Origin of the sequence: Micromonospora mangrovicola (assembly GCF_047200535.1) — a bacterium.
Classification (GTDB): Bacteria; Actinomycetota; Actinomycetes; order Mycobacteriales; family Micromonosporaceae; genus Micromonospora.
Window position 1 is genome coordinate 1 of the sequence record NZ_JBJZOG010000224.1, and the last position, 1,556, is coordinate 1,556.

The window sequence follows — 1,556 nt, forward strand, 5'->3', positions numbered from 1 at the left end:
CCCTGGGTGTCAGGGTCGGGTGAAACCAGCGGTTCAGAGCAAGTAGCCCTCCCGGGGCGAGGATGGATTCTCCTTCGATGACGCTTTCCAGCACTGACTTGTCCGTCGGGCACGATGGGGCCATGGCGACGGAAGGACCTCGAGCGGACCGGCCGCGGCGGCGGTCGTTCGCTCCAGCGGAGAAGCTGCGGCTGCTCGCCGAGTATGAGCAGGCCGTCGCCGAGGGCGATGGCAACGGGTATCTGCGCCGTAACGGCTTGTACTCGTCGTTGATGAGTGAGTGGCGCCGCGCCCGTGATGCCGGCCTGCTCGAGGGGAAGAAGCCCGGCCAGAGCGTCGGACGCCCGAGTGGGGAGCAGGCCGAGATCGCTCGGCTGCGCCGGGAGTTGGAGTTGGCGAACCGGAAGATCGCCCGGACTGAGGCGGCGTTGGACATCATGGGAAAAGCACACGCGCTCTTGGCCGAGATCTCCGAGAGCGCGGACACCGGCACCAAGCCGACCAAGCCCTGACCGACGCCCACGCGCAATTGCTCGCTGCGGCGACGTCGACCCGCAGTGCGGCCCGGTTGACCGGGATCGCCCGCAGCACCGCCCACCGACGCGCCCGCACCCCGGATGGGCGTGCGCCGGCGTCGCGGCCGGCGCCGGTGAACCGACTGTCTGACGCTGAACGCGCTCACGTTTTGGCGGTGCTTGACAGCGATCGGTTCGTCGACACCACCCCGACCGAGGCCTTCGCGACGCTGCTCGACGAGGGCGTCTACCTGGCCTCGATCTCCACCCTCTACCGCATCCTGCGCACCAACGATCAGGTCGTCGACCGGCGCCGCCAGGCCCGACACCCCACCCGGGCCCGCCCGGAGCTGACCGCGACCGGGCCGGGGCAGGTGTTCACCTGGGACATCACCAAGCTCCCCGGCCCGACCAAGGGCGTCTACTACGACGCCTACGTCATGATCGACATCTGGTCGCGATACATCGTCGGGCACCACGTCGCCGCCAGAGAGAGCGCCGAGATCGCCCACGACTTCATCACCGAGATCATCACCCTGCACGGCGTCCCGCAGGTCGTGCACGCCGACCGCGGCACCTCCATGACCTCCACACGCGTCGCCACACTCCTGGCCGACCTGCGCGTCACCCGCACGCACTCCCGACCCCGGGTCAGCAACGACAACCCGTTCTCCGAAGCCGTGTTCAAGACCGTGAAGTACCACCCCACGTTCCCCGAACGCTTCGGATCCCTGGCCGACGCCCGCGCGTTCTGCGACACGTTCTTCGGCTGGTACAACCACGAACACCACCACGCCGGGATCGGCCTGCACACCCCCGCCGACGTCCACTACGGCCACGCCGCCGCCCAGCAGAAGCAACGCGAACAGGCCCTCGACACCGCCTGGACCGCCCACCCCGAACGCTTCTCCCGCCGGCCCAGACCAAAATCGCTGCACCTGCCCGACGCCGTCTGGATCAACCCGCCCGAACCGGCAACCGATCAACCGCTACCCCAAGCGGCGTAACACCCACTGGTCCCACCGACCTTGACAAGTTCCG

The 1,556-nt window shown here is 68.6% G+C and carries 1 protein-coding gene; it reads left to right on the plus strand.

What is annotated here, in order from left to right; genetic code table 11:
* Positions 1–77: 77 nt before the first annotated feature.
* A protein-coding gene (locus ACL02O_RS34145) for an IS3 family transposase (RefSeq protein ID WP_412822310.1) occupies positions 78–1,522 on the plus strand; the annotation gives its coding sequence in 2 pieces (ribosomal slippage) (positions 78–447 and positions 447–1,522; 1,446 coding nt in all).
* Positions 1,523–1,556 lie beyond the last annotated feature (34 nt).